21 protein-coding genes are annotated in these 21,537 nt (G+C 45.4%); 12 read left to right on the forward strand and 9 right to left on the reverse strand.

Annotation, left to right across the window (positions count from 1 at the left end):
- The 4 genes from walK to AC58VC_RS27575 all read left to right on the forward strand — a co-directional run bounded on the left by walK (position 1) and on the right by AC58VC_RS27575 (position 4,852).
- A complete protein-coding gene (walK, locus tag AC58VC_RS27560) occupies positions 1-1,833 on the forward strand; it encodes a cell wall metabolism sensor histidine kinase WalK (protein WP_497373391.1) in 1,833 nt (610 codons plus the stop codon).
- Entirely contained in the window at positions 1,830-3,119 is a 1,290-nt protein-coding gene (locus tag AC58VC_RS27565) for a YycH family regulatory protein (RefSeq protein ID WP_497373393.1), read from the forward strand. Before walK ends, AC58VC_RS27565 begins: the two co-directional genes overlap by 4 nt.
- A gap of 40 nt (positions 3,120-3,159) precedes the next feature.
- Positions 3,160-3,984: a two-component system regulatory protein YycI gene (gene yycI / locus AC58VC_RS27570; protein ID WP_497373395.1), complete on the forward strand. Its 825-nt coding sequence runs from the start codon at positions 3,160-3,162 to the stop codon at positions 3,982-3,984.
- A 67-nt stretch (positions 3,985-4,051) separates the two neighbouring features.
- Complete coding sequence (locus AC58VC_RS27575) at positions 4,052-4,852, forward strand: MBL fold metallo-hydrolase (RefSeq protein ID WP_497373397.1); 801 nt, start codon at positions 4,052-4,054, stop codon at positions 4,850-4,852.
- Here the strand turns inward: AC58VC_RS27575 and AC58VC_RS27580 are convergent.
- Entirely contained in the window at positions 4,821-5,030 is a 210-nt protein-coding gene (locus AC58VC_RS27580) for a hypothetical protein (protein ID WP_235959445.1), read from the reverse strand. The genes AC58VC_RS27575 and AC58VC_RS27580 overlap by 32 nt on opposite strands.
- Before the next feature lie 180 nt (positions 5,031-5,210).
- On the opposite strand from AC58VC_RS27580, the gene AC58VC_RS27585 reads away from it, so the two are divergent.
- The 4 genes from AC58VC_RS27585 (at position 5,211) to trpB (ending at position 8,585) form a co-directional block, all read left to right on the forward strand.
- On the forward strand, positions 5,211-6,434 hold the full coding sequence (locus AC58VC_RS27585) for a S1C family serine protease (RefSeq protein WP_497373399.1): 1,224 nt from the start codon (positions 5,211-5,213) through the stop codon (positions 6,432-6,434).
- 33 nt (positions 6,435-6,467) lie between these two features.
- On the forward strand, positions 6,468-6,635 hold the full coding sequence (locus tag AC58VC_RS27590) for a CxxH/CxxC protein (RefSeq protein ID WP_497373401.1): 168 nt from the start codon (positions 6,468-6,470) through the stop codon (positions 6,633-6,635).
- Between the two features lie 69 nt (positions 6,636-6,704).
- A complete protein-coding gene (gene rlmH / locus AC58VC_RS27595) occupies positions 6,705-7,184 on the forward strand; it encodes a 23S rRNA (pseudouridine(1915)-N(3))-methyltransferase RlmH (protein ID WP_145665639.1) in 480 nt (159 codons plus the stop codon).
- 240 nt (positions 7,185-7,424) lie between these two features.
- A complete protein-coding gene (gene trpB, locus AC58VC_RS27600) occupies positions 7,425-8,585 on the forward strand; it encodes a tryptophan synthase subunit beta (RefSeq protein WP_497373403.1) in 1,161 nt (386 codons plus the stop codon).
- A gap of 156 nt (positions 8,586-8,741) precedes the next feature.
- Here the strand turns inward: trpB and AC58VC_RS27605 are convergent, their stop codons facing one another.
- Together AC58VC_RS27605 and AC58VC_RS27610 are read right to left on the reverse strand one after the other, a co-directional pair.
- On the reverse strand, positions 8,742-9,062 hold the full coding sequence (locus AC58VC_RS27605; RefSeq protein ID WP_497373405.1) for a hypothetical protein: 321 nt from the start codon (positions 9,060-9,062) through the stop codon (positions 8,742-8,744).
- Positions 9,063-9,181: 119 nt separating this feature from the next.
- Positions 9,182-9,799 carry a TetR/AcrR family transcriptional regulator gene (locus AC58VC_RS27610; protein ID WP_497373407.1) on the reverse strand — a complete coding sequence of 206 codons (618 nt, stop codon included), beginning with the start codon at positions 9,797-9,799 and terminating at the stop codon, positions 9,182-9,184.
- A 277-nt stretch (positions 9,800-10,076) separates the two neighbouring features.
- Here AC58VC_RS27610 and AC58VC_RS27615 point away from each other — a divergent pair, with 277 nt between their 5' ends.
- A complete protein-coding gene (locus AC58VC_RS27615; RefSeq protein ID WP_497373409.1) occupies positions 10,077-11,273 on the forward strand; it encodes an MFS transporter in 1,197 nt (398 codons plus the stop codon).
- Positions 11,274-11,339: 66 nt separating this feature from the next.
- On the opposite strand, the gene AC58VC_RS27620 is transcribed toward AC58VC_RS27615, so the two are convergent.
- Positions 11,340-12,026 (reverse strand): DUF4386 domain-containing protein, encoded by a 687-nt coding sequence (locus AC58VC_RS27620; RefSeq protein ID WP_497373411.1) that lies wholly within the window; start codon positions 12,024-12,026, stop codon positions 11,340-11,342.
- Between the two features lie 297 nt (positions 12,027-12,323).
- Between AC58VC_RS27620 and AC58VC_RS27625 the strand changes: the two genes are divergently transcribed.
- Positions 12,324-15,488, forward strand: coding sequence for an ATP-binding cassette domain-containing protein (locus tag AC58VC_RS27625; protein WP_497373413.1), 3,165 nt, complete (start codon positions 12,324-12,326; stop codon positions 15,486-15,488).
- A 25-nt stretch (positions 15,489-15,513) separates the two neighbouring features.
- Positions 15,514-16,668, forward strand: coding sequence for a DUF418 domain-containing protein (locus AC58VC_RS27630; protein ID WP_497373415.1), 1,155 nt, complete (start codon positions 15,514-15,516; stop codon positions 16,666-16,668).
- A gap of 60 nt (positions 16,669-16,728) precedes the next feature.
- Here AC58VC_RS27630 and AC58VC_RS27635 read toward each other — a convergent pair whose 3' ends face one another.
- Positions 16,729-17,346: a zf-HC2 domain-containing protein gene (locus AC58VC_RS27635; protein WP_497373417.1), complete on the reverse strand. Its 618-nt coding sequence runs from the start codon at positions 17,344-17,346 to the stop codon at positions 16,729-16,731.
- A complete protein-coding gene (locus AC58VC_RS27640; protein ID WP_497373419.1) occupies positions 17,347-17,826 on the reverse strand; it encodes an RNA polymerase sigma factor in 480 nt (159 codons plus the stop codon).
- A gap of 198 nt (positions 17,827-18,024) precedes the next feature.
- Between AC58VC_RS27640 and AC58VC_RS27645 the strand changes: the two genes are divergently transcribed.
- A complete protein-coding gene (locus AC58VC_RS27645) occupies positions 18,025-18,486 on the forward strand; it encodes a DUF8821 family protein (protein ID WP_497373421.1) in 462 nt (153 codons plus the stop codon).
- A gap of 164 nt (positions 18,487-18,650) precedes the next feature.
- Here the strand turns inward: AC58VC_RS27645 and AC58VC_RS27650 are convergent, their stop codons facing one another.
- The 3 genes from AC58VC_RS27650 to AC58VC_RS27660 are packed head-to-tail and all read right to left on the reverse strand — an operon-like array spanning position 18,651 to position 21,534.
- Entirely contained in the window at positions 18,651-19,466 is an 816-nt protein-coding gene (locus AC58VC_RS27650) for an ABC transporter ATP-binding protein (protein ID WP_497373423.1), read from the reverse strand.
- Positions 19,466-20,497 carry a FecCD family ABC transporter permease gene (locus tag AC58VC_RS27655; protein ID WP_497373425.1) on the reverse strand — a complete coding sequence of 344 codons (1,032 nt, stop codon included), beginning with the start codon at positions 20,495-20,497 and terminating at the stop codon, positions 19,466-19,468. Before AC58VC_RS27655 ends, AC58VC_RS27650 begins: the two co-directional genes overlap by 1 nt.
- A complete protein-coding gene (locus AC58VC_RS27660; RefSeq protein ID WP_497373427.1) occupies positions 20,494-21,534 on the reverse strand; it encodes a FecCD family ABC transporter permease in 1,041 nt (346 codons plus the stop codon). The genes AC58VC_RS27655 and AC58VC_RS27660 overlap by 4 nt, the downstream gene beginning before the upstream one ends.
- Positions 21,535-21,537: the final 3 nt, after the last annotated feature.

Below are 21,537 nucleotides of genomic sequence, written 5' to 3' on the forward strand. Positions count from 1 at the left end.
ATGAAGGGCATCCGCTTCTTCCAATCGATCCAAGCGAAGCTGATTATTGTGTATGTCCTGCTCATTTTGATTGCGATGCAGCTTATCGGCGTGTATTTCTACAAAACAGTGGAGACGTATTTCAAGAACGACTTCTTGGCTTCACGCAATAGTCAGGTTACGCTGCTGGCTGGTTTCGTGGGGTCCTATCTCACAGGAGATCAGGATAGCAAGAATGCTGCCGAAGGCAAGAAGACGTACGCAGATCTGAACGAGTTCGTTAGCAATTTATTTTCAATTAATAATGCTGAAATTCAAATTATAGATGCCAACGGGAACGTCATTAGTACGTCGGTTCCTAATCATTTAAAGCAAAAAAATACGCAGCCGGAAGTCATCCGAGCGCTGCAAGGGATCAAGGACAACCAGCGGATCTTCACGGATGAGGATGGTTATCGGAAGGTCATCATCGCTAAGCCCGTGGGCAGCGGTGCGCGTGTTCTCGGCGCTGTCTATCTGATCGCGTCTATGGAGGATGTCTATAAGACGATCCGGTCGATTAATCGCATCCTGATTTCGGGTACATTGATTGCGCTAGGGTTAACCGCTATTCTTGGCGTCATCCTCACAAGTACGATTACGAATCCGATCAAAGAGATCACGAAGCAGGCGACAGCGGTTGCGGAGGGGAATTTTGATCAGCAGGTTATTATTCAAGGTACCGATGAGATTGGTCAGCTCGGACATACGTTTAATTTCATGATGAATCGGCTCAGGGAAGCCCTTTCTCTCAATGAAGAAGAGAAGGAGAAGCTGGCATCCATCTTGACGAATATGAATGACGGGGTCATCGCAACGGATGATAAGGGGCATGTCATCGTCCTGAACCGCAGGGCGAAGCAAATTCTGCAGGCGGAAGATGAGACGACAATCGGCCTCGATATCTCCAAGGTGCTCGGGATTCCGGACGAAACGATTCAAGGGCTTCTTCAGGGAGAGGTGCGAACGACGCTGCTCGATATTGAGCTTCCGGATGATGATGAACAGCTGTCCGTACGCATCACGTTCACACCGATTCATCGCCGGGGAGAAGGGCAAAGCGGGATTATTGCGGTGCTGCAGGACGTAACGGATCAAGAGAAGTTGGAGCAAGCTAGACGCGAGTTCGTCGCTAACGTGTCGCATGAGCTGCGCACACCGCTGACGACGATCAAGAGCTACCTCGAAGCGCTTGATGACGGCGCTATTGAGGAGCCGCAATTGGCTTCTCGCTTCATCAGCGTGACACGCAGCGAGACAGAGCGGATGATCCGCTTGGTGACGGATCTCTTACACTTATCGAGGCTGGATTCCAAGCAGTCGATGATGAGCAAATCAACAACACTTGTAAGCGAGATGCTGGAGGAAGTGGCCGATCGGTTCTCTTTTCAGCTGCAACAGCGCAAGATTGAGATTGTGATTCGGGTAGAGAAGGGTGTAACCGGCCTGCTGCTCGACCGTGACAAGATCGATCAGGTTCTCGATAACCTGGTGTCGAACGCGATTAAATATACGGGCGATGAAGGCGCGATCCGGCTGGAGGCTCGGAAGATTGAGAAGGATATGCTGGAGATTTCCGTTCAGGATAATGGGATTGGGATTCCGAAGAAGGATTTGACCCGTATTTTTGACCGGTTCTATCGAGTAGACAAAGCGCGTTCAAGGAATATGGGCGGTACAGGACTAGGGTTATCCATTGCCCGGGAAATAGTCAAAGCGCATGGCGGAACGATTAATCTAGAGTCCGAGTTGGGACAAGGAACCCGTGTTGTATTCACGCTGCCGATTCAGCAAGAGGAGGAAGATGAGCTATGATTGAGAGTTTAAAATCTATCGCGCTTGTCATCCTGATTGGTACCTCGCTGTATCAAAGTTTCTTGCTGGCGTCGTACAGTCCGCCTAAGATTGAGCCTATCCAACAGAGTAATTATGTGCAAACGGAGACGCTTGGGAAACAGGCAGAGCTGCAGGACATGTTATTCCCGGATCAGATTATTGTTCATTTGGGCAACCAACAGCATTCCGTGCTGTATCCAACCAATTATTACTATACAAGATTGCTCGATAATATTAAGCAGCGGAGCTTTAAGGGCTTCCGCAAAACGTCCATGTATTTGGTGAATGTGAACTGGGAAGACGTTCGGAATAAACAGCAAGGCGTTGAGATTCGGTTCCGGGATGGCATTCCGTTCACCATTCTGCAGCAGGTGCTGCGGATTGAAGGTGAGCTGCCAGCGGAGAACGATAAAGTGACGCGGATCTGGATTTACTCGAAAGGCAATAACGAAGATGTTCGCGCTTTCTTCTTTACGGATTCGCCAGGCGTGGGGTACGAGGTAATCGGGGCCGATTTTACAAGTAAAGACGTGGAAAATTTCGCGGCTTTCGGCGATATTACAAATCTCTACAAGACGACGAATAGCGGTGATTATTATCTGCCGGTTAAGCCGCTTAGGCTGCCGAGTTTTACATTCAATTACACGCTGCTTACGGCGGATCAATTGAAGCAGAGTCTGTTCGTAGATCCCGGCATCACCCGCTATCTCAAAGAGCGTGATGGTTCGGAAATCTACACGGATAGTAAACGCGGTTTCCAGCTGAATCGTGACCTGCGATGGATTACGTATTCCGATCCCGTTGCCCCTGTGGAGAGCAAAAGCGAAGTACTGGAAAACTTGCTGGCGGGTATTAAATTTATCAACCAGCATATTGGTTGGGATGGGAAATATATGGTGGCGCGAACACCGCAGAAGCAGCTTTTTGACAATCAGGCCTTTACGTTCCGTCAGTATTATGAATCCTTGCCGATTGTGACGGCACAGCCCGAAGGTTATGGTTCTCTGAAAATGCAGGTGCAGAAGGGAATCATCTCTGGATTCGAACGGTCAATGATTATTCCGGATCTGAAGACCGCTCAGCGGCGTGACGGGGAAATATTGTCTGGTGATGCGTTAGAAGAACGGCTGCAGTATTATCAGCGGCGGTCCAGCATCGTCTCTATTTTCCCAGCCTATCATCCGGTTGTTTCGGATAAGACGCTCACGTTAGTTCCTGTATGGGCGTTGGAGCTGCGGGATGGCACGTATGATTTCATCGAATAAGCTTGATTAAGATTATCTTCATGGAAAGGTTGGTGAGATCATGAATTGGAGCAGGGCCAAAACGATCTTGATTTGCTCCTTTTTGCTGCTCAATATGATTCTTGGCTTCCAGCTGTGGTCCACCAATCGCTCCAATCAGACGGAAATCTCGCTAGACACATCAGGGACGATCGAAGAGCTGAATCGTGCGCTCCACAGTAAAAATATTCGGCTAGCCGATGAATTACCGACGGATGTTACGAAGCTGAAGGTGATTACGGTGAAATATGACGATAGTATAAAGCCTGGGGATAAGAAAGTGTTGAAAACGCCTTTAAGCATGAGCGCGCTGCTCGGCAAAGGGGCAAGTAAAGAGGTTCAAGCCCAGTCGGAAATTCCGAATTTTAACTTGTATCAGTTGGATTCGGCAGTAAGAACGAATGGTACTTATGTATTTAATCAGCTGTATGGCAAGCTTCCGCTTTTTGATGTGACTGTAGAGCTGAATGAGGAAAATGGAGAAATTACCAGTTACCGTCAAGCCTACGTTGAAGTAGAATCAGGAGTAGAACAAACGGAGCAGAAGCTGATTCCCGCTCAATTAGCGGTACGCAGTCTTGTAGATAACTATTTAAGTGAAGGATCGATTATAACGGAGGTCAGACTGGGGTACCATGGACAGCCATATAACTCCCAGACGCAGCCGATGTTTCCGCACTGGCGGATTACGATTGATAATCGGGATATTTATTATCTGCAAGCGTTCAACGGCGCGGTGGAATCTCCGCAAAAAGGGTCGGATCCTGTTCCTTTTGGAACACAAGAAATCGGTAAACCAGAAAGTACAAGTAACAACGACGATAAGAACAAGCCAGATAAGAAGTAGAACGATAGCGACTTACATAAACAGCTAAAAAGCATGTGTACATGTATGCATAGAGGAGCAGGGTAGGATGGGTATGAGGTTTACAGTGCTGTCGAGCGGTTCGACGGGGAATGCGACGGTCGTCGACAATGGGGAGACCAAGGTGCTTATCGATGTGGGCTTCAGCGCGAAGAAGATGGAGGCGTTGATGAAGGAACGCGAGCTAGCAGCGAACACGATTGACGCTATTGTGATCACGCATGAGCATTCGGATCATATCAAAGGTTTAGGCGCGCTGGCGCGTAAGTACGATTTGCCCATATATGCGAACGAGAAGACGTGGGTAGAATTGGATCGCCAAATCGGTGTCATTGCGGAAGAGAACAAGCGGGTTATGGAAACCGGCAGCGTCGAAGAGTTCGGTACTCTGCGCGTGGAATCGTTCGGGATTTCGCATGATGCGGCGGAACCGGTGGGTTATTGCTTTTATGAAGGAGAGCAGAAGATAAGTGTCGTAACGGATCTGGGCTATATGAGCGAGAAAGTGAAAGAGAAAATTATAGATTCGGATGCTTTGGTGCTAGAGACGAATCATGATGTAGACATGCTGCGCGTTGGGCACTATCCTTGGAGCATTAAGCGCCGTATTCTCGGGGATAAGGGGCATTTATCCAACGAGGCCGCGGGAGAAGCGCTCTGTGACGTGATGACGAATAAGACGAAGTCCGTTTATATGGCACATTTGAGCCGTGACCATAATTTAATGGATTTGGCCAGGCTCACGGTGAATAACATAGTACAAGAGCGCGCCCCTGAGTCTAAACAGCTACGATTAATGGATACGTACTTCGATCGTTCTACGAAATGGGATGTATTGGATTCGGAGTAAGTGCGGCGTCGATTTCTTTGGATTTGAGCTGAATTTCCTGAGGTGTGATTAGGCCCTTATCAATCAATGTTTGAATGAGAGATGAAAGAACGAGGGATTGGTGGTAAAGGCTGTCTTTGAGGTCAGCAAGCTTCCCGATCATGTTGATTTCGTCCATATGGGATGGAATACGATTCATAATGTGCATTCTCCTTTGGTTTTCTAATTTAAAGTTACTGTTAACTCTAGTAATTCCTTAAGAGATTTGGTTTACTATTATTGTAGGCAAGAACGGAACGAAACATTCCTATTTTTTGCAAATAAGATTCTGAGGCAAGAGCGGCATGACCCGCCCCCTGTCAGCAAGGAGGGACACCCTGTGAGTTTGTTTGATGATGATTTTTATTCGACCAAAAGAACCAAGCAGCGAGAGCCTGTATGGCGTCCTAAACGTTCGGGTGGATTTACAGGCTTTACGGAACGAAGACGAAATGTGGCCCTTGTAGCGGGTGTAGGCGGGGCTTTATCTATGCTTTTGCTAGTTGGATTGGTTAGCGGGTTGGGTCAAAGTGAACCGCAAGCCGATGCGATAGCGATACCGGCTGCAGTTGCGAATGCCGAGACGCGCCCCATGAACATCAACGACTCTGTCGTGGCAGCAACGGAGAAAATTAAGCCGGCCGTGGTCAGCGTGATTTCCTCCAAGAAGGATGATAAGGGCCAAGAGAGCGGAATCGGGATCGGATCGGGTGTCATTTTTTCTCGAAATGGCGATAAAGTGCGGATCGTGACGAATAGCCATGTTGTTGAAAATGGGAACCAGTTTGAAATTGTCAATTTTCAAGGCGAGCATCGCAAAGCAACGCTGGTCGGCCGCGACCGGATTACGGATTTGGCGGTTTTGGAAGCCGATGGTAAAGATATCAAGGTGATTGCGGAATTTGGCGATTCCGAGACGCTGCGCGCAGGTGAAATGGCGATTGCTGTCGGCAACCCGCTAGGACTTGGCTTTTCGCCAACCGTTACGCAGGGCATCATTTCATCACCAAAACGAACAATTCCAGTTTCCTTGTCCCGTGAGGGTACAGATTATGACTGGGAGATGGATGTTATTCAGACCGACGCGGCGATCAACCAAGGTAACAGCGGTGGACCTCTGGTGAATATCGAGGGCAAAGTGATTGGTATCAATTCGATGAAAATTTCGGATACTGGCGTTGAAGGATTAGGGTTTGCGATTCCTATTAACAGCGCGAAGCCGATTATCGATAATCTGATCACAGATCACAAGGTCAAAAGACCGCTGATGGGTGTATCGACGCAGGAATTGCAAGCTTTTAAAGGGACGGATGTATTAAAGCTGCCCGCAGATGTGAAAACTGGAGTTATCGTCTTCGAAGTATCTGGACCTTCCAAAGATGCTGGACTCAAACCGCAGGATGTCATTGTACTCCTGGATGACCGGAAGATCGATAGTACGATCACGCTGCGTAAGTATTTATATAATGAGAAGCACATCGGTGATAAAGTGAACGTTACGTTTTATCGCGGCGGCAAGAAGATGAATGCGGTGGTAACGTTAGTGGAAGCAACCGATAAATAAGATATTGAAACAATGCGGATGAGAGGTAGTTGCATGCACGTAGTTTGTAAAGATCATGTGGAAATCGCGATTGATGAGTTTGTCGATGAATTCGAGGAAGCGCCGGACGTTGTGGATTTACTGAAAACCCACTTCGCGAATTGGGAGCCTCCTTCACATTGTGAGCATTGCCAGGAGTTAGCGCGATTTCTAGTTGTATGAGGAAGGCTGATGCCTTCCTTTTTGTTTTGGGTGGTTAAGGGATGGATTAAGGAAAGGGATGTTTCGTTCATGCAGATTCAGATTTTAACGGTTGGGAAGTTGAAGGAGCGCTATCTTGTGGATGGGATCGCGGAGTACGTCAAGCGCCTTGGGCCTTATGCCAAGGTGCAAATGATCGAGGTGCCGGACGAGAAGGCACCGGAGAATATGAGCGCAGCTGAGGAGCAGCAGGTGCGGGATCGTGAGGGCGCGCGTCTGTTGACTGCGCTGCGTCCGGATGTGTACGTCGTGGCGCTGGCCATCGACGGCGAGATGTGGTCGAGCGAGCAGCTGGCGGGCTCGCTCGACAAGTTAGCCACCTATGGGCGGAGCCAGGTGGCCTTCGTGATCGGCGGCTCGCTGGGGCTTTCGAGCGAGCTGCTGCGCCGTGCGGATATGCGGCTGAGTTTTGGCCGCATGACGTTGCCGCACCAGCTGATGCGGCTGGTGCTGGTGGAGCAGATTTATCGCGCTATGCGGATAAATCGGGGGGAACCGTATCATAAGTAGTGGTAAAGCAGAGAGTTGAAGTGATAGTTGATTGTAATGACATTGAAGGAAATGTTTCTCTTATAACAAACGATACGATAACAAATTGAAATGATGAAAAGCCTCTTTTAGGGGCTTTTTTGCGTCACAGCCGAGCCGCAAGGCGTATCATACCTTTTCTTTTAAATACGAGATCGGGAAATTATGGTAAAATAAAAGAAGAGAGTATCATTCCTATTACAAAAATGGAGGCGCTTACTTATGGACCAACTATTGCAGCAAGAGGGATACTTTGGGGAGTTTGGCGGCAGCTTCGTCCCACCGGAATTACAGGAAGTGTTGAGTTACTTGAGTGAGCAATTTTACAAGTTTAGAGACGACCCGGAATTTAAGGAAGAGCTTCGTTATTACCTAAGCGAATATGTTGGACGCGAGAATCCGTTGACGTATGCGGAGCGGCTGACCAAAGCATGGGGAGGACCGAAAATTTACTTAAAGCGTGAGGATTTGAATCATACTGGAGCGCATAAGATCAACAATGCGATTGGCCAAATTCTGCTCGCTAAGCGGATGGGTGCCAAGCGGATCATCGCTGAGACCGGTGCCGGCCAGCATGGTGTTGCTACGGCAACGGCTTGCGCCATGTTTAATATGGAATGCGTCATCTATATGGGAGCTGAAGATACACGCCGGCAGGCGCTTAATGTGTTCCGAATGGAGCTACTGGGTGCGACGGTTGTACCGGTGCATAAAGGCCAAGGAAGATTGAAGGATGCGGTAGATGAGGCACTGGACGATTTAGTTCGCAATTATAAAAATACGTTTTATTTGCTAGGCTCCGCGGTTGGTCCACATCCGTTTCCGACGATGGTCAAGCACTTTCAGGCCATTATTAGTGAAGAATCGAAGCGGCAGATCGTAGAGAAAGAGGGTCGTTTGCCAGATGCAGTGGTGGCTTGCGTAGGCGGTGGCAGCAATGCAATTGGTGCCTTCGCTCATTACATCGACGAGCCGACCGTTCGCTTAATCGGTGTCGAGCCCGATCAAGCACCATCTTTAACCCAAGGCGTCCCGAGCATCATACATGGCTTCAAGTGTTTAGTGCTGTTGGATGAGGAAGGGCAGCCGAAGAAGACCTATTCCATCGCCGCAGGACTGGATTATCCGGGCATTGGGCCGGAGCATAGTCACCTGCATGTGTCAGGCCGGGCTGAATATGCAACGGTCACCAATGAGGAAGTGCTGAAAGCCTTCCAGGAACTGTCGCGCACAGAGGGAATCATTCCTGCCTTAGAGAGCGCGCATGCGATTGCCTACGCGAAGCAATTGGCACCGACGATGAGCGAGGATCAAATTATTATCGTCAATCTTTCAGGCCGCGGGGATAAGGATGTCGAGCAAGTTTATCAAATGCTCAAATAGACAGGCAAGATGGAAGGCGTCCAATTGGGCGCCTTTTTAATTTCGCTCTGCAGACGATATGCTGAACCATACCACAAATAACAGCAAGTTTTTTTGGAATTGCTTGCGGCGTACGGGGTTGATATGTGTCTAGGCTACGCGCTAAGGAAATGCGAATCACATTCGATTAGCCCCTAGCTTTGCTGGCTGAGGAAGGGGTTTGAATCTGAGATACAATGCATGACCGAGGAGGAGCCCCCCGATGGCGTAAACGATGGACAGGTAGATGCCGCTATTACTCGTCGCAAGATAAGACGGGATGAAGACGTTTATGGCAACTTTTACAATGATAAGCACAACGATGACGCCGATAATCCATAGTCTCTTCTTGCCCGGTGTGATGAGCCCGAGTCTTTGTCTGGCGACAGCCCAGCGTTGAACGAGACCCGCAATAATCCCTAGGACGATTCCTGACAGCAACAATAACCATTCACGCATTCCAATTCCGTCCAATAGCAGGCCCCACGCAATCCCGATCAGGATCAAGATGATACCGACCACAAATGTTTTATTCAACCTCACCAACTCCTTTGCTTAATGGTAATGGATAAAGCGATTCAAACCTTGTGTGCAGCCATTTGAAAAATAGTAACGAGCTCTTTAGCATAAGCGTCCAGGTCAAGAACAAGACTCGCTGCTAACTGAAAGCTGAGTCCATCAATGGCCGATCGGATCGTGGCCGCTAATACGCGAGCGGAGAAATCGGTAAATTCCCGGAAATCCCCTTCCATAGTACCCCTGTGCAACATCTTCACAAGCACATTGATTGTGGCATCCGTATCGATGTTCCTGAAATGGCGAGGCTTTCCCTCCTGGTCCCTTGCATGAAATATAATCTCCGTTACGGCAATAACATGCTTCCGATGCGATTTCATGAACAACACATTCTTCTCGATATATGTATTAATCCAATCCAATGCAGTCGTCTGCGCCGCAAGATAAGGTGTCATGAACGTAGAGCCAGATTCGTATAAGTCGGACACAATCTGTTCGATCAAATCGTCTTTGCTGGAGAAATGGTAGGAAATCACCCCTTTGCTGATCCCAGCTTCTTTGGCGATTTGTGCCAAAGAGGCTTGTGCATAACCTCTCGAGGAAATAATCTCGATTGCGCACGTCATGATTTGGTTTCGCCTTGCTTCTTCGATGAATGACAACTTTTTTTGGCTATTCATTTTGTTTTTGATCCTCACGATTTAAATTTAGTACTAATAGTTTAATTTTAGTACGGGTGGTCAAAAAAATCAAGAGCACTTCGAAGGTTCATCAACCTGAACAACATCGATAGGGTTATGTGGAGAACTTGTCGATATAGACAATTCGGAGTCTCACTCATTTTAAAGAGACTGGGCACTGCCAAAATTTATAATAAGTGTCTGGAAAAAGGGGAGACTACACGATATTGCTTTTTTCGCCAAGCGACTTATTATTTTGCAAAATGGAGGATGACTAATGAAAGGCAATTCAAACAAAGCTGCATTTTGGATAGTCGCCTGGGTGCTCGTGCTCTGTTTATGGTCGAGTGCAGCGCCTTCTATTGTGTTTCCATTATATGCAACGGATTGGCACCTCTCCAAGTCAACAACGACAGGTATCTTTGCTATGTATCCAATTGCAATCATCTTGGTGCTCGTAATAGTAGGTAATATTTCAGATTACATAGGACGCCGAATGACGTTAATCATCGGACTTATTTTTCTCCTTTTTGGCGCATTCGTTTTTGCATTAGCTCCGAACTTGCACTGGCTGTTTGTCGCTCGAGCGCTGCAAGGCTTTGGGGTCGGATTGACGTCGGGGGCAGGGGCTGCAGCGCTTGTAGAGTTTAATCCGACATCGAACTCGAAATTTCCCGGATCGATCAACACGATTACTCAGGCAGCTGGTGTGTTCATTGCACTAATTCTTGGGGCAATTCTAATTAAATATGAACCATTTCCGCTACATTTAAGTTATTGGGTGTTATCCTTACTCATATTTGTCAGCATGATCCTTTGTTTCTTCCTTCCGAAAAATCAAAGATCTCGATCCGATGGTAAATCTAACTGGAGACCTGCGGGGATTAAGGTACCGAAAGGATTATGGGGCATTTATCTCTTGGCAGCATTAGCCGTAGGAATCGGCTTTGCCTATGGAGGAATATTTTTATCTCTTGGGGCTCAAATTGCGCGCGATGTCGTTGGGACGAAAGATATTCTTGTGATCGGTATGGTGTTATCGGTTTTGAGCTTGCTAATTGCGGTAGGTGCTACGATTGCAGGACGAATGAGTCCGCTGCCTTCAATTCGTATCGGAACGGTTCTGATAGGCTCGACATTGGTTGTTCTTGTCATGGCGTCGGAGATGCATTCTTTCATCCTATTTGTCATCTCGTCGATTACCGGAGGACTCGGCTATGGTTTCACTGTAACCGGAGGGATTGGCCTTGCTGCCTTGTACGCGTCACCCGAATACAAAGCGCAGTTTTTGTCCTCTGTTTTTGTCGTCTCTTATCTGTTTCAAGGAGCCAGCGCATTTGGCGGCGGTTTGGCTTCCACCGCATACGGCTTTAGCTTCGCAATATGGATGCTTGCTATTGTGGTCGGATCAATTGCTTTCATAACGTTAATGTTTACGATGTTAATCCGTAAGGAAATGGTTCTTGCAAAGTAGGTCAAAAATTATAAGTGCCGGCGAAATTTTTCGCTTTTTCTGCAATTTCATTTGATACCAATCCAGTTACACAGTCTTCACCCAATCGAATCCTCTAATGATTAGCCATATAGCCAAGACCAATTGTTGAAGGGCTATTGGAATGTTCAATATCATGTAGGTTGCATCTAGACCGATGAAGCGAATCATAAATAAGAAGCTTGCCACTATGGACAATGTAGACCCAATAAGACCCGAAGCTGACAACCAACGTGGAACTAATCTTGTTTGGTAGAAAATGCAGTTAAACAAGAACATAGCCAAAACAAATGTTAGTGTCGTTGCCACATGGTTCACCAAATCGCGTCCTTCCCGTAACAAACCACCCATGTTCTGAAAATACGATACATTCAGAGCCCCGGCTTTTGCGAAATCATAGCTTAATGTTAATAGCAATAGAAGTATGATTACACCAATAATAATGAACACACCCGCAATGATGCCGAAAGCAACAGATCCAAGAGCTAAGCCTTTATTATACTTACTTAGTATCGGATACATTAAAATAGGAATACCGACATATGAAAAAACCATTAACAACTGGAAAAACGCTCCCACTAGTACCTGATTTTCATTCGTAGAAGCCTTTACAAGGTAGTCTGCTCCATCTATAACAGGAACAACACTAAATATCCCTGTAATCAACCCGGCTATTAATAAGACCCCAGTCATTACTACAGAGCTTCTACCTGAATTTGTACTATTCCTCAACATAATTAGCCTCCTTATCATACGTACCCTTGGCGGATGTGATAATGACCTCCACATTTCCCCTTCTTCTAATTAAGTATACTATTCACAAAATCTAAAATAAACAACAAAAAATACAATTTTAACCATATTATTTATCGGGTTTATTTTACATATTGGACATTCACTAGGAAGGTGGCAGTCATTTATGGCTATGATCCAGCGATACTTCATCGTCAACCTCGATAAAAAACAATCCTAGCATTTAACACTGTGATAACATGGAAATAATAAGAGTAAAAGAAAAGAAAGGATGTACATATGAAAATAATTCAATTGATTTCGAACAATATTAATCGATTAGATGCAGAGCTCCCAGTAGATAAATCGTTAGGAATTGCTGGTCTATCTGGATCTGGTAAAACAACGTTTTGCCAAACGATTGGTGAAGAATCCAAGAAACGTCTGGTTTCTTTATTGCCTAAGGCAGAATATCAGTATCTATTTCCTGAGATTATGGAAACTAATTTTAGTGCGATCAAGATGGAAGAAATGCCTTTAGTCCTTTTTCTCGGAAAATCATCGATCTCATCCAATCCTCGTTCAACCATTGGGACGCACACAGGCGTTTTTAAAGAGATTCGCGAGCGTCTAGCTGAACAATTTAATCTTTCTCCAGAAGTGTTTTCCTTTAATAATCCTTTGGGTTGGTGTCCAGATTGTAAAGGCCGCAGCACAACCCAAAATGTCGAATGTTCCAAGTGCCAAGGCAGGCGCTACAATCAAGAAGTTGAGCAATATAAAATGGAATTATGGAATAAACCACATAGTATTTCCGATATTAATAACTTAAGCATGGAAACGATTCTTTCTCTTGCAGAGGAATTACACATTAGTGAAGGAAAGCAGCATATTCTCCAAAATATCATCCATATGAATATTGGTTACTTAACATTAAATCGCATTATGGGTACATTGTCAGGTGGAGAGATAACGCGGATGTACTTGGCAGAATTCATGGCAACAAGTGAAAATACGGTTATTATTATTGATGAAATCTCAGTGGGTCTCGACCACCAAACGCTATTGAAGATTTTAGAACAGATTAAACAATTAGGAGATAAGAATCAGATTTGGCTCATCGATCATTCTGACACCGTGCTGGATACGACAGATGAGCAATTGTTCTTCGGACCTGGTAGTGGGAAATACGGTGGGAAAATTGTTGAAGAATCACCGCGTCCAGCACCTATTATTTCGGAACGCAATCAGGCAGTACCGACCGAATTCTATCAATTTCAAGATCTGCATTGTCGTAATATTCAAATGGCTAACATTGAGATTCCGAAAAATAGACTTGTAACCTTTACGGGAGAGTCGGGTTGTGGTAAATCTACACTTGTTAATGAGTGTATTGTGAAGGATTTTCAGAAACGTTATCCCAAAGATAAACTGGTCGTGGTTGGGCAAGATCGCAACCAGTCAATCTCCAGCCGGTCGACCGTTGCGACTTTTCTTGATATTAAAAAGAAGCTCACCAAATATAGTGACGATATTGATGATATTTTTCAGCGTTCGATTGAAGATATTATTGATGAACTGCCAAATGAAGACATTGCTCATAAACGCCTGAGCTTATTGAACAAACTAGGTCTTGGTTATTTGACATTGGAAAGAAAAACACAGTCATTATCAACGGGTGAATTTCAGTGTGTCCATTTAGTTTCTGAACTGTTTGCCAATACAAGAAACCCGCATATGCTTTTTATTTTTGACGAGCCTTCCAAAGGTTTATCTCAAAATATTTTAAACCAATTTATTGATAGTGTCAGAGATATTCTGGAAGACGAATCTGTCTCCATCCTGATGATAGAACATAATGCTTATATGCTAGAAAGCTCTGATTTTATCGTTGATTTTGGCAAAAGGCAGGCTGAACCTGTTAGTCATCTTGATGTTGTCAGTCATGAGGATTATTATCGTCAGAAAAATGGGGAAGAGCATAGGACCCCATCACCTATTTCCTCCACACTCAAGCCGCAGCAAGGGATTCATTACTTACAAGAAAATCATTTGAACTATTTTAAAAAGGCAGAAAACGTCTATAAGGGTGGTATCTTAAAAAGTCTATCGCCAATCGCCCGTGTGATTTATGGTGAATACGAGTCTGAGACGATTGCACCCGTTATCGCGATTGATCTTGAACGACACCTGTATAGTCAATATAGTTTTCTCTATGAAATAGGTGGACTGATCAACCATATTGTTGCTTCTCATCCGACCAATAAAGATACAAGCAGCTTTGATTTCTATTATCAAGACAATCATTGTCCGAGTTGTTCGGGTCGCCGCGTCATTGAACAATTTGATATGGGCGTTCTCATTCAAGACCAAACAGTGCCATTCTGGGATGGCATGTTACTTCCTGAGGTTATGGATGTCTTGAAATACTATCAACATGCCAAATTGCACTTCCTTTTTGAAGAGATAAAGAACGAACTTGGTCACGATATGGGAAAAAGCTTCAATGAAATGTCCGAGGCGGAGAAGAATACGTTCTTATATGGTTACTGGGAAAAATCATTTTATGATAGAGCAGGGAAGGCTTCGAGAACATGGGAAGGATTTAATTTCATTCTTGGGCGTTATATGGTTATTTCGAAAAATATTCCTCTTAAAGAAGCTATGAAAGCCTCCAAGGAAATGATTAGCTGCCCAGTTTGTCATGGAACCGTGTTAAAGCATCATAAAAAGCTGAAATTCGGCAGCACGGATATTCGTGAGGTTATTCAACAGCCGATTGATCAGGTCATACAAGCCGTAGGCAAGTTGCCAGAACTAGAAAAGCTAAAAACAATCGTTGGCGGAGAGCTTGCACTAACCGAAGATGTCTCTTTACTACCTAGGGAAACCAAAGTTGCGCTGAAAATGCTAGAGTTGGAACTTGCCAGCTTTGTAGGCTATGAAGTGGTTTTACAGAATGCTGTACCTTTTCGGGACAAGATTAAAAGTAACCTCGAGGCCATCAGCCGTAAAAACGCGATTACCATCTGTGATTTTGCCGATATTGTAGAAACGAGAGAAAGCATTATTGATAAGTATTTTACGAATGGCAAATATAAAAAGCTAACTTATGTCTATGAAGTGTTTGGTTACGCTAAAATTGTTACTCAAATTAATAAGATCAAAGCAAGTCATCCATGCCCATTCTGTGGCGGTAAGAGAGTCATTTCAGAAGATGGACTCCATGATGGTGTTCAAAAATTATCAGTGCCATGTGTAAGCTGTTATGTAAGTGGCATCAATGATGAAGGGCGCAAGGAAGTCGTCGATGGCATAGATGTACAAACATGGCTAACTGGCAAAGTACGTGATGTTGTCACGGAAAGTTCACGTACAGAGGAAGTTGCAGATATTCCTATTTACAATCGGATTCGCGAGTTGAATAAACGAGATATGATGGCTGTTTATCATTGTTTGAAGTGAAGTATCATTCATGGAGATGGAGAAGATGCGAATGCTTCAGAAAACTCGAGCCATCTCACTCGACTTGGCCAGAGGTGTGATGCTGCTGCTCATAACGCTCGCTCATGCGCCGCTCTACTTGTACAATGCGGAGCCGGGGATTATGCAGCGGGCGAAGGGCGCCGATTTATTCGACCAGATCGTAAACATATTCGGGGTGCTCTTGATCGACAACCGCGCCAGAGCGATGTTCGCTGTTCTGTTCGGCTATGGACTCGTGCTCGCTTTCAATAGCAGATTGTCGAGAGGACTGAGCACCAATGAGGCTTTGAGAACGATCAGGCGACGTTGCTGGTATCTGATTCTATTTGGAATCGTGTTGGCAGTCGTGATCGGGGGCCAGGATATACTGATGGCTTATGGACTCGCGGGATTGCTCTTCAGTTGGCTGATCAAGCATGAGAATCGGAAAATTCTGCGAATTTTTGCGGTCATGACCATTTTATATGCTGTGCTGATCACCATGATATGGGGATCTTTCATACAAGAAATCGGGAGCTATGGATTCGACCCAGAGTTCTCTGCCTCTGACACATATCTTCATATAGCCTTGGGCAGGTTGTTTACATTTCCAACAATCCCGCTGATGATTCACGCCTTGTTTCCGATTCTGCCGCCCATCTTGCTCGGCATGTGGATGGGGAGGTCTCACATGCTGACGAATCCGGAGCAACAGATCAGAACGCTCTCCATTCTTGCTACATCCATGTTCGCAGTCTCGATCTTGGGTGCATTACCGATAGCCCTTCTGGGCTCTGTATGGCGTCCGGACTTCTTTACAGCCGGCGTCCTTTACGGAGTTCACATTATAACCGGTTTCGCAGGAGGTATCGCTTATGCAGCGTTCTTCGGCATTATTGGGGTAAAGCTGAAGAAGCCCGGTAGACTAATTCGTGCGCTCACAGCGCTGGGTAAACGTTCTTTGACCTTCTTCGTGTGGAATGAAGCGTTGCTTGTTTTGCTTCTGTCTCCTGTTGCCTTGAAAATGGGGGGACATGTCAGCAACAGCATCGCAGCATGCGTGGCCGTTGGTGTTTGGCTTCTGTCTGTCATCTTGGCTGTATGGATGGAGAAGAGCAACCGGGATGGTCTGTTGGAGGCATGGCTTGGACGGCTGGTGCGAGGTAAAGTGCAAAAGTAACGGATCTATACGAAATACCGTCGAGATAATCGACGGTATTTCACTTAGTCTCCATTGCAGTTATGAGTGCTGTTTGTCATAATTCTCTGATGTAAAAACAATATCACCGTCTCCTAGACGAAGGACGATCTTGTAATTACGCTTGTTGAAGCTATCAATCGTACTGCCAAACATAAAGGAAGTATTGTCGCTTTCAAGGAGCGGGGAAGGCAGCAACTCATGAGGTTTTACAAGTACACCAATTATTGGACGGACACCATTGCTATTTTTCTCGCCATAAATTTGCTCCGTCCTTACGAGCAAGGCTTTGCCGTTGGTAAGCTCCATATTAATTCGCCACTCGTCTCCCACAACGTTGGTCGTATAAGTAAGGTCTGTTTTGTGGACTGGGGAGCCTATGGCGAAAAAATAAGTTGAAAGCGCAAAAATCAGCAGCAGTGCTGCTAATCCCGCCAGTATTTTCTTCGTTGTGTTCTTTCTTATTTTTTTCAAGAAATCAATTTCCTTCTTATCCGCTTGGTATGCGGGGGTGTCTATTGAATTGGACAACTTGGCATAGAGCGCACGGCATGCCTCGCATTGCTGCAAGTGTTGCTGAATGTCATGTTCGGTTTCCGTGCTAAGCAAGCTGTCAATGTAATTTGGTAAAAGGTCTTGAACAATATGACATTTAATCATCTATAACACCTCCATAATTTTTTGTTTGGCTCGATAGAAAGTGACGCGTGCCCAATTTTCACTTTTGCCAAGTATTTCGCCTATTTCCGCGAAGGAAAATTCGCCGGATATACGCATATGAACTATTTCCCGCATAGGCTCGCTCAGTTGGTGAATAGCTCGATACAAGTCCATTTTGTTGCTCTGGAACAGGCTAGCTTCCTCTGGTGACATGTTCGACGAAGGGATATCCTCGTTCAACTCTTGGTTTGAATGTTTTCTTCTTTTTCTAAGCTCCTGATACCACACGTGCTTAGCGATCTGACATAGCCAAACACTTATTTTGCAGGAGCCGTTATAGGAATTAATCGAGTATACAGCGCGGTAGAACGTTTCTTCCGTTAATTCCTCAGCTAGATCTTCATCATGAGTGAGGCTAAGCAAGTAACGGTAGACATTTTTCGCATAATTCTTATAGATTTCCTCCAGATTCTTTGCCACTTTTTCACTCCCCTCAACTATATATCCCCAAAAGATATTGTTCGTTACAATTGAAATTAATTTTGTCTACTCTTTTAGTATAATGAAAAGTTCCTCTCCAACCATTTTTGATATAATATTAGTAGCAGAACCGTTTATCTTTTATCAAAATATGGAATCCTATTAATATCAAATAATGAGAGAAAACGAGGGATGGAAATGTCGTATATCGTTGATTTTAAAAATGTGTCTACAATAGGTTTAGAGTCTTCACCTGTAGCAGAAGCGCTTGCTGGTCTACGCGCGAATGAAGCACGTTATTTCATGAACAAATACAAACATGAATTTGAGGTTGTACCAGCTAGTGAAAGTCAGGAAAACCTAGATTACGCGAACAAAATTTTGAAAGAACGTGACATTGAGTTTGCTGCCAAACCTCTAGAAACATCGCGTTTTCAAGTGGAGAATATTCAATTTACATACGTTTTTTACGAGGATGGTCTTTCGATCAATGTGATGTATACGGTTGATGACCCTAAGAAGCGGGCAGTTGGTTTTAAGCTTTCAGAGGGAATGGAAGTACCGAAGGAGTTAGAAACGAAGTTCAAATTCGCTAGGCAGAAGTCCAAATTAGCTGGAACAATTCGAGGCTCGTTTTTCGTAATTAAAGGACAATATTAATATAAGTAACGGCGCTTGCAAACAGCTTGAAATTTCACTAACTACTTATTATCGGAAAATCCAAAAAGAGGCTGTTCCAAGTCATCAAATGACCGCGGGATAGCCTCTCTTTTGAACTTTTGGGATAGCCTCATATCATTATAGTCGGAGTATCTATGCAAAAATTAAGAAATAATCTCCTTATTCACATGATATCGACCCTTTGGTACGACCAAAGGAGAACCCGAAATGGGGTCTTCTATGACAATAGAGTCAAGACCGAAAATATCCTTCACCAATGTGCTTGTAATTACCTTCGACGGTTCACCTTCAGCTACAAGCTTCCCACGATGAAGAGCGAAAATATGGTCTGCATAACGCGCGGATAAGTTGATGTCATGAAGCACCATAACGATGGTGGTACCGTGTTTTCGGTTAAGATCTGTAAGTAAATCAAGAATTTCGACTTGATAGGTGATATCTAGAAAAGTTGTCGGTTCATCGAGAAATAAGATGTCGGTTTGCTGCGCCAGAGCCATGGCAATCCAAACGCGCTGCCTCTGGCCTCCTGACAACTCATCAATATTATGATTGGCAAGCTCGGTGATCTTCATAATATCCATGGCTTCTGCTACGGCCACATAATCTTTGTGAGTCCAGCCACTGAGCAAAGACTGGTGCGGAAACCTTCCACGTCCAACCAAATCTGCGACGGAAATCCCTTCCGGAACAATGGGGGACTGCGGCAGCAGGCCTAAAACTCGAGCCAATTGCTTTGGCGGAATTTTGTCGATGGGCTTCTCATCAAGGGTGATTTTGCCTGATGTTGGCTTTATTAGCCTTGCCAGTGTTTTGAGGAGCGTAGATTTACCGCAGGCATTTGCCCCAATAATGACACTAATTTTATTGCTAGGGATAGATAGGCTTATTCCTTGGACAATGGTTTTATTGTCATAGCCTGAGAAGGTTTGTTCCGCTTGAAAAGCATGTGTCGGTTTCATTATAGATCTCCCTTTCGATTCATTCGGATTAGCAAGAAGATTAGATACGGCGCTCCAAGTATTCCGGTTATGATGCCTACAGGGAATCTGGACACAAAAGCAAACTGTCCGATGAGATCTGCTGCCAAAACTAAATTAACGCCAACAAGACCTGCTGGAACTACACTTGAGAAGCCAACTCCGACTAATCTCTTGGCGATAGGTCCCGAAAGGAAGGCGACAAAAGCTATTGGACCAGTTGTAGCGGTAGCAAGAGCAACAAGGAAAACGGCACTGACAATAAGTGCAATCCTTGTCTTGTCCGTGTTAATGCCCAGAGACGTGGCGGATTGCTCGCCAAGCTCCAACAGACTTAAATGTCTGCCAAGCACGATAATTATAGGTGCGAAGATAAGCACTGTGATCATCAGAGACGGGAGCTCATGCATTTGAACACCATTAAGGCTGCCGCTAAGCCATCTGAGCGCTGCGGGTATATCTTGCTGTGCACCAACCAGCAGAAGGTAAGATATGACAGAGTCAAGCATAGCTTGAATGCCTATCCCGATAAGGATTAATCGCCCGATCGAAAATAATTTTCCTCTGGACAATAAATATATGAACAAGACAGTAGCAAGACCGGCAATCACGGAAGCAAAGGAAATTACAGGTCCATTTGCATGAAGAATGAGTATACAAAAAACAGCTGCCGCACTCGAGCCGGCGGTAATTCCGATGACATTCGGGTTGGCGAGGGGGTTGCGCAGCATCGTCTGGAACGTGCTCCCTGCAAGTCCGAAGGCAAATCCGGCAAAGAGACCCGCTAACATTCTCGGTAGACGCACAGTATTTATTGCAAATGAAACACCTTGGAGCTGTTCTCCTATGAGCGCTCGGATGACATCTTTAACTGGATAAAGGGTGGTTCCCAGTAATAACATGGCGCAGCAAAGCATGCAGGAGAGTATGGCAAGTAGGCTAGTAACGAGTATCCATCGGCGGCGTCTTTGACGCCTTCCTGTCATAATAAATGCAATAGAGGTATTTGTCATAATGAGCGCACTTTCGATTTAATAGCTAGTATGATCAGTAATGGAGCCCCTATAAAGGCTGTAACGACACCAACTTCAAGCTCTCCAGGGCTGCCGACCAGCCTGCCGATGACGTCAGATAGAGTCATAATAATTGCTCCAGCAATAGCTGACATGGGAATTACAAAACGCAGATCCGGGCCAAGTATAAGGCGAATGACGTGCGTGGAGATAAGTCCAACAAAACCAATGGGACCAGCCAGTGCAGTAGTTGCACCACATAAAAGGACACCCGCAAAAGCTGCAATAACTCTCAGTACGCCTGTTCGAACGCCAAGTCCGGTCGCCAGCTCGTCTCCCAATGCTAATGCATTGAGTGCTGGACCCGTAAGGATGCCGATCAGTATGCCGATGATCAGAAAAGGAGCAAAAGTAGCAATTGCGTCCCAGGTTGCTGAGCCGATGCTGCCTACTTGCCAAAACCTGAATTGATCCATGACATAAGAGCGTGGAACTATGATTGCGCTTACCAGGGAGGAAAGGGCGGCGCTTATGGCAGCTCCCGCCAAAACAAGCTTAAGGGGCGTAGCCCCTCCGCGTCCCATAGAGCCTATTCCGAACACGAAAACTGCGGTAATTGCTGCTCCTGCTAAAGCCAACCAAATATATTGATTAGCAGTTGTTATGTTCAAGAACGCAATTCCGCAAACGACAAACAAGGATGCGCCTGTGTTAACCCCGAGTATACTTGGGTCTGCAATCGGGTTGCGTGTGACCGATTGCATAAGCGCTCCAGAAACGCCGAGTGCAGCACCGCAAAATACGCCGAAAACGGTCCGAGATAACCGCTTTCGAACGATGCTTGCCCCGAAGGAGTCGATGTCTTGATGAAATAAACCGTCTATCAAGTCATGAAATCTCACTACCCGAGAGCCAAATAATAGGGATGCAATCACGCATAAGCCGAGCAAGATTAGACAGATCAATAGAACCATCATAAATTGCTTAGGAGTTTGCGAGTTTAGCGGCTTGTTGTCTGGAACAGATGAACGATTCATGGA

Source organism: Paenibacillus sp. J22R67, from assembly GCF_059692175.1.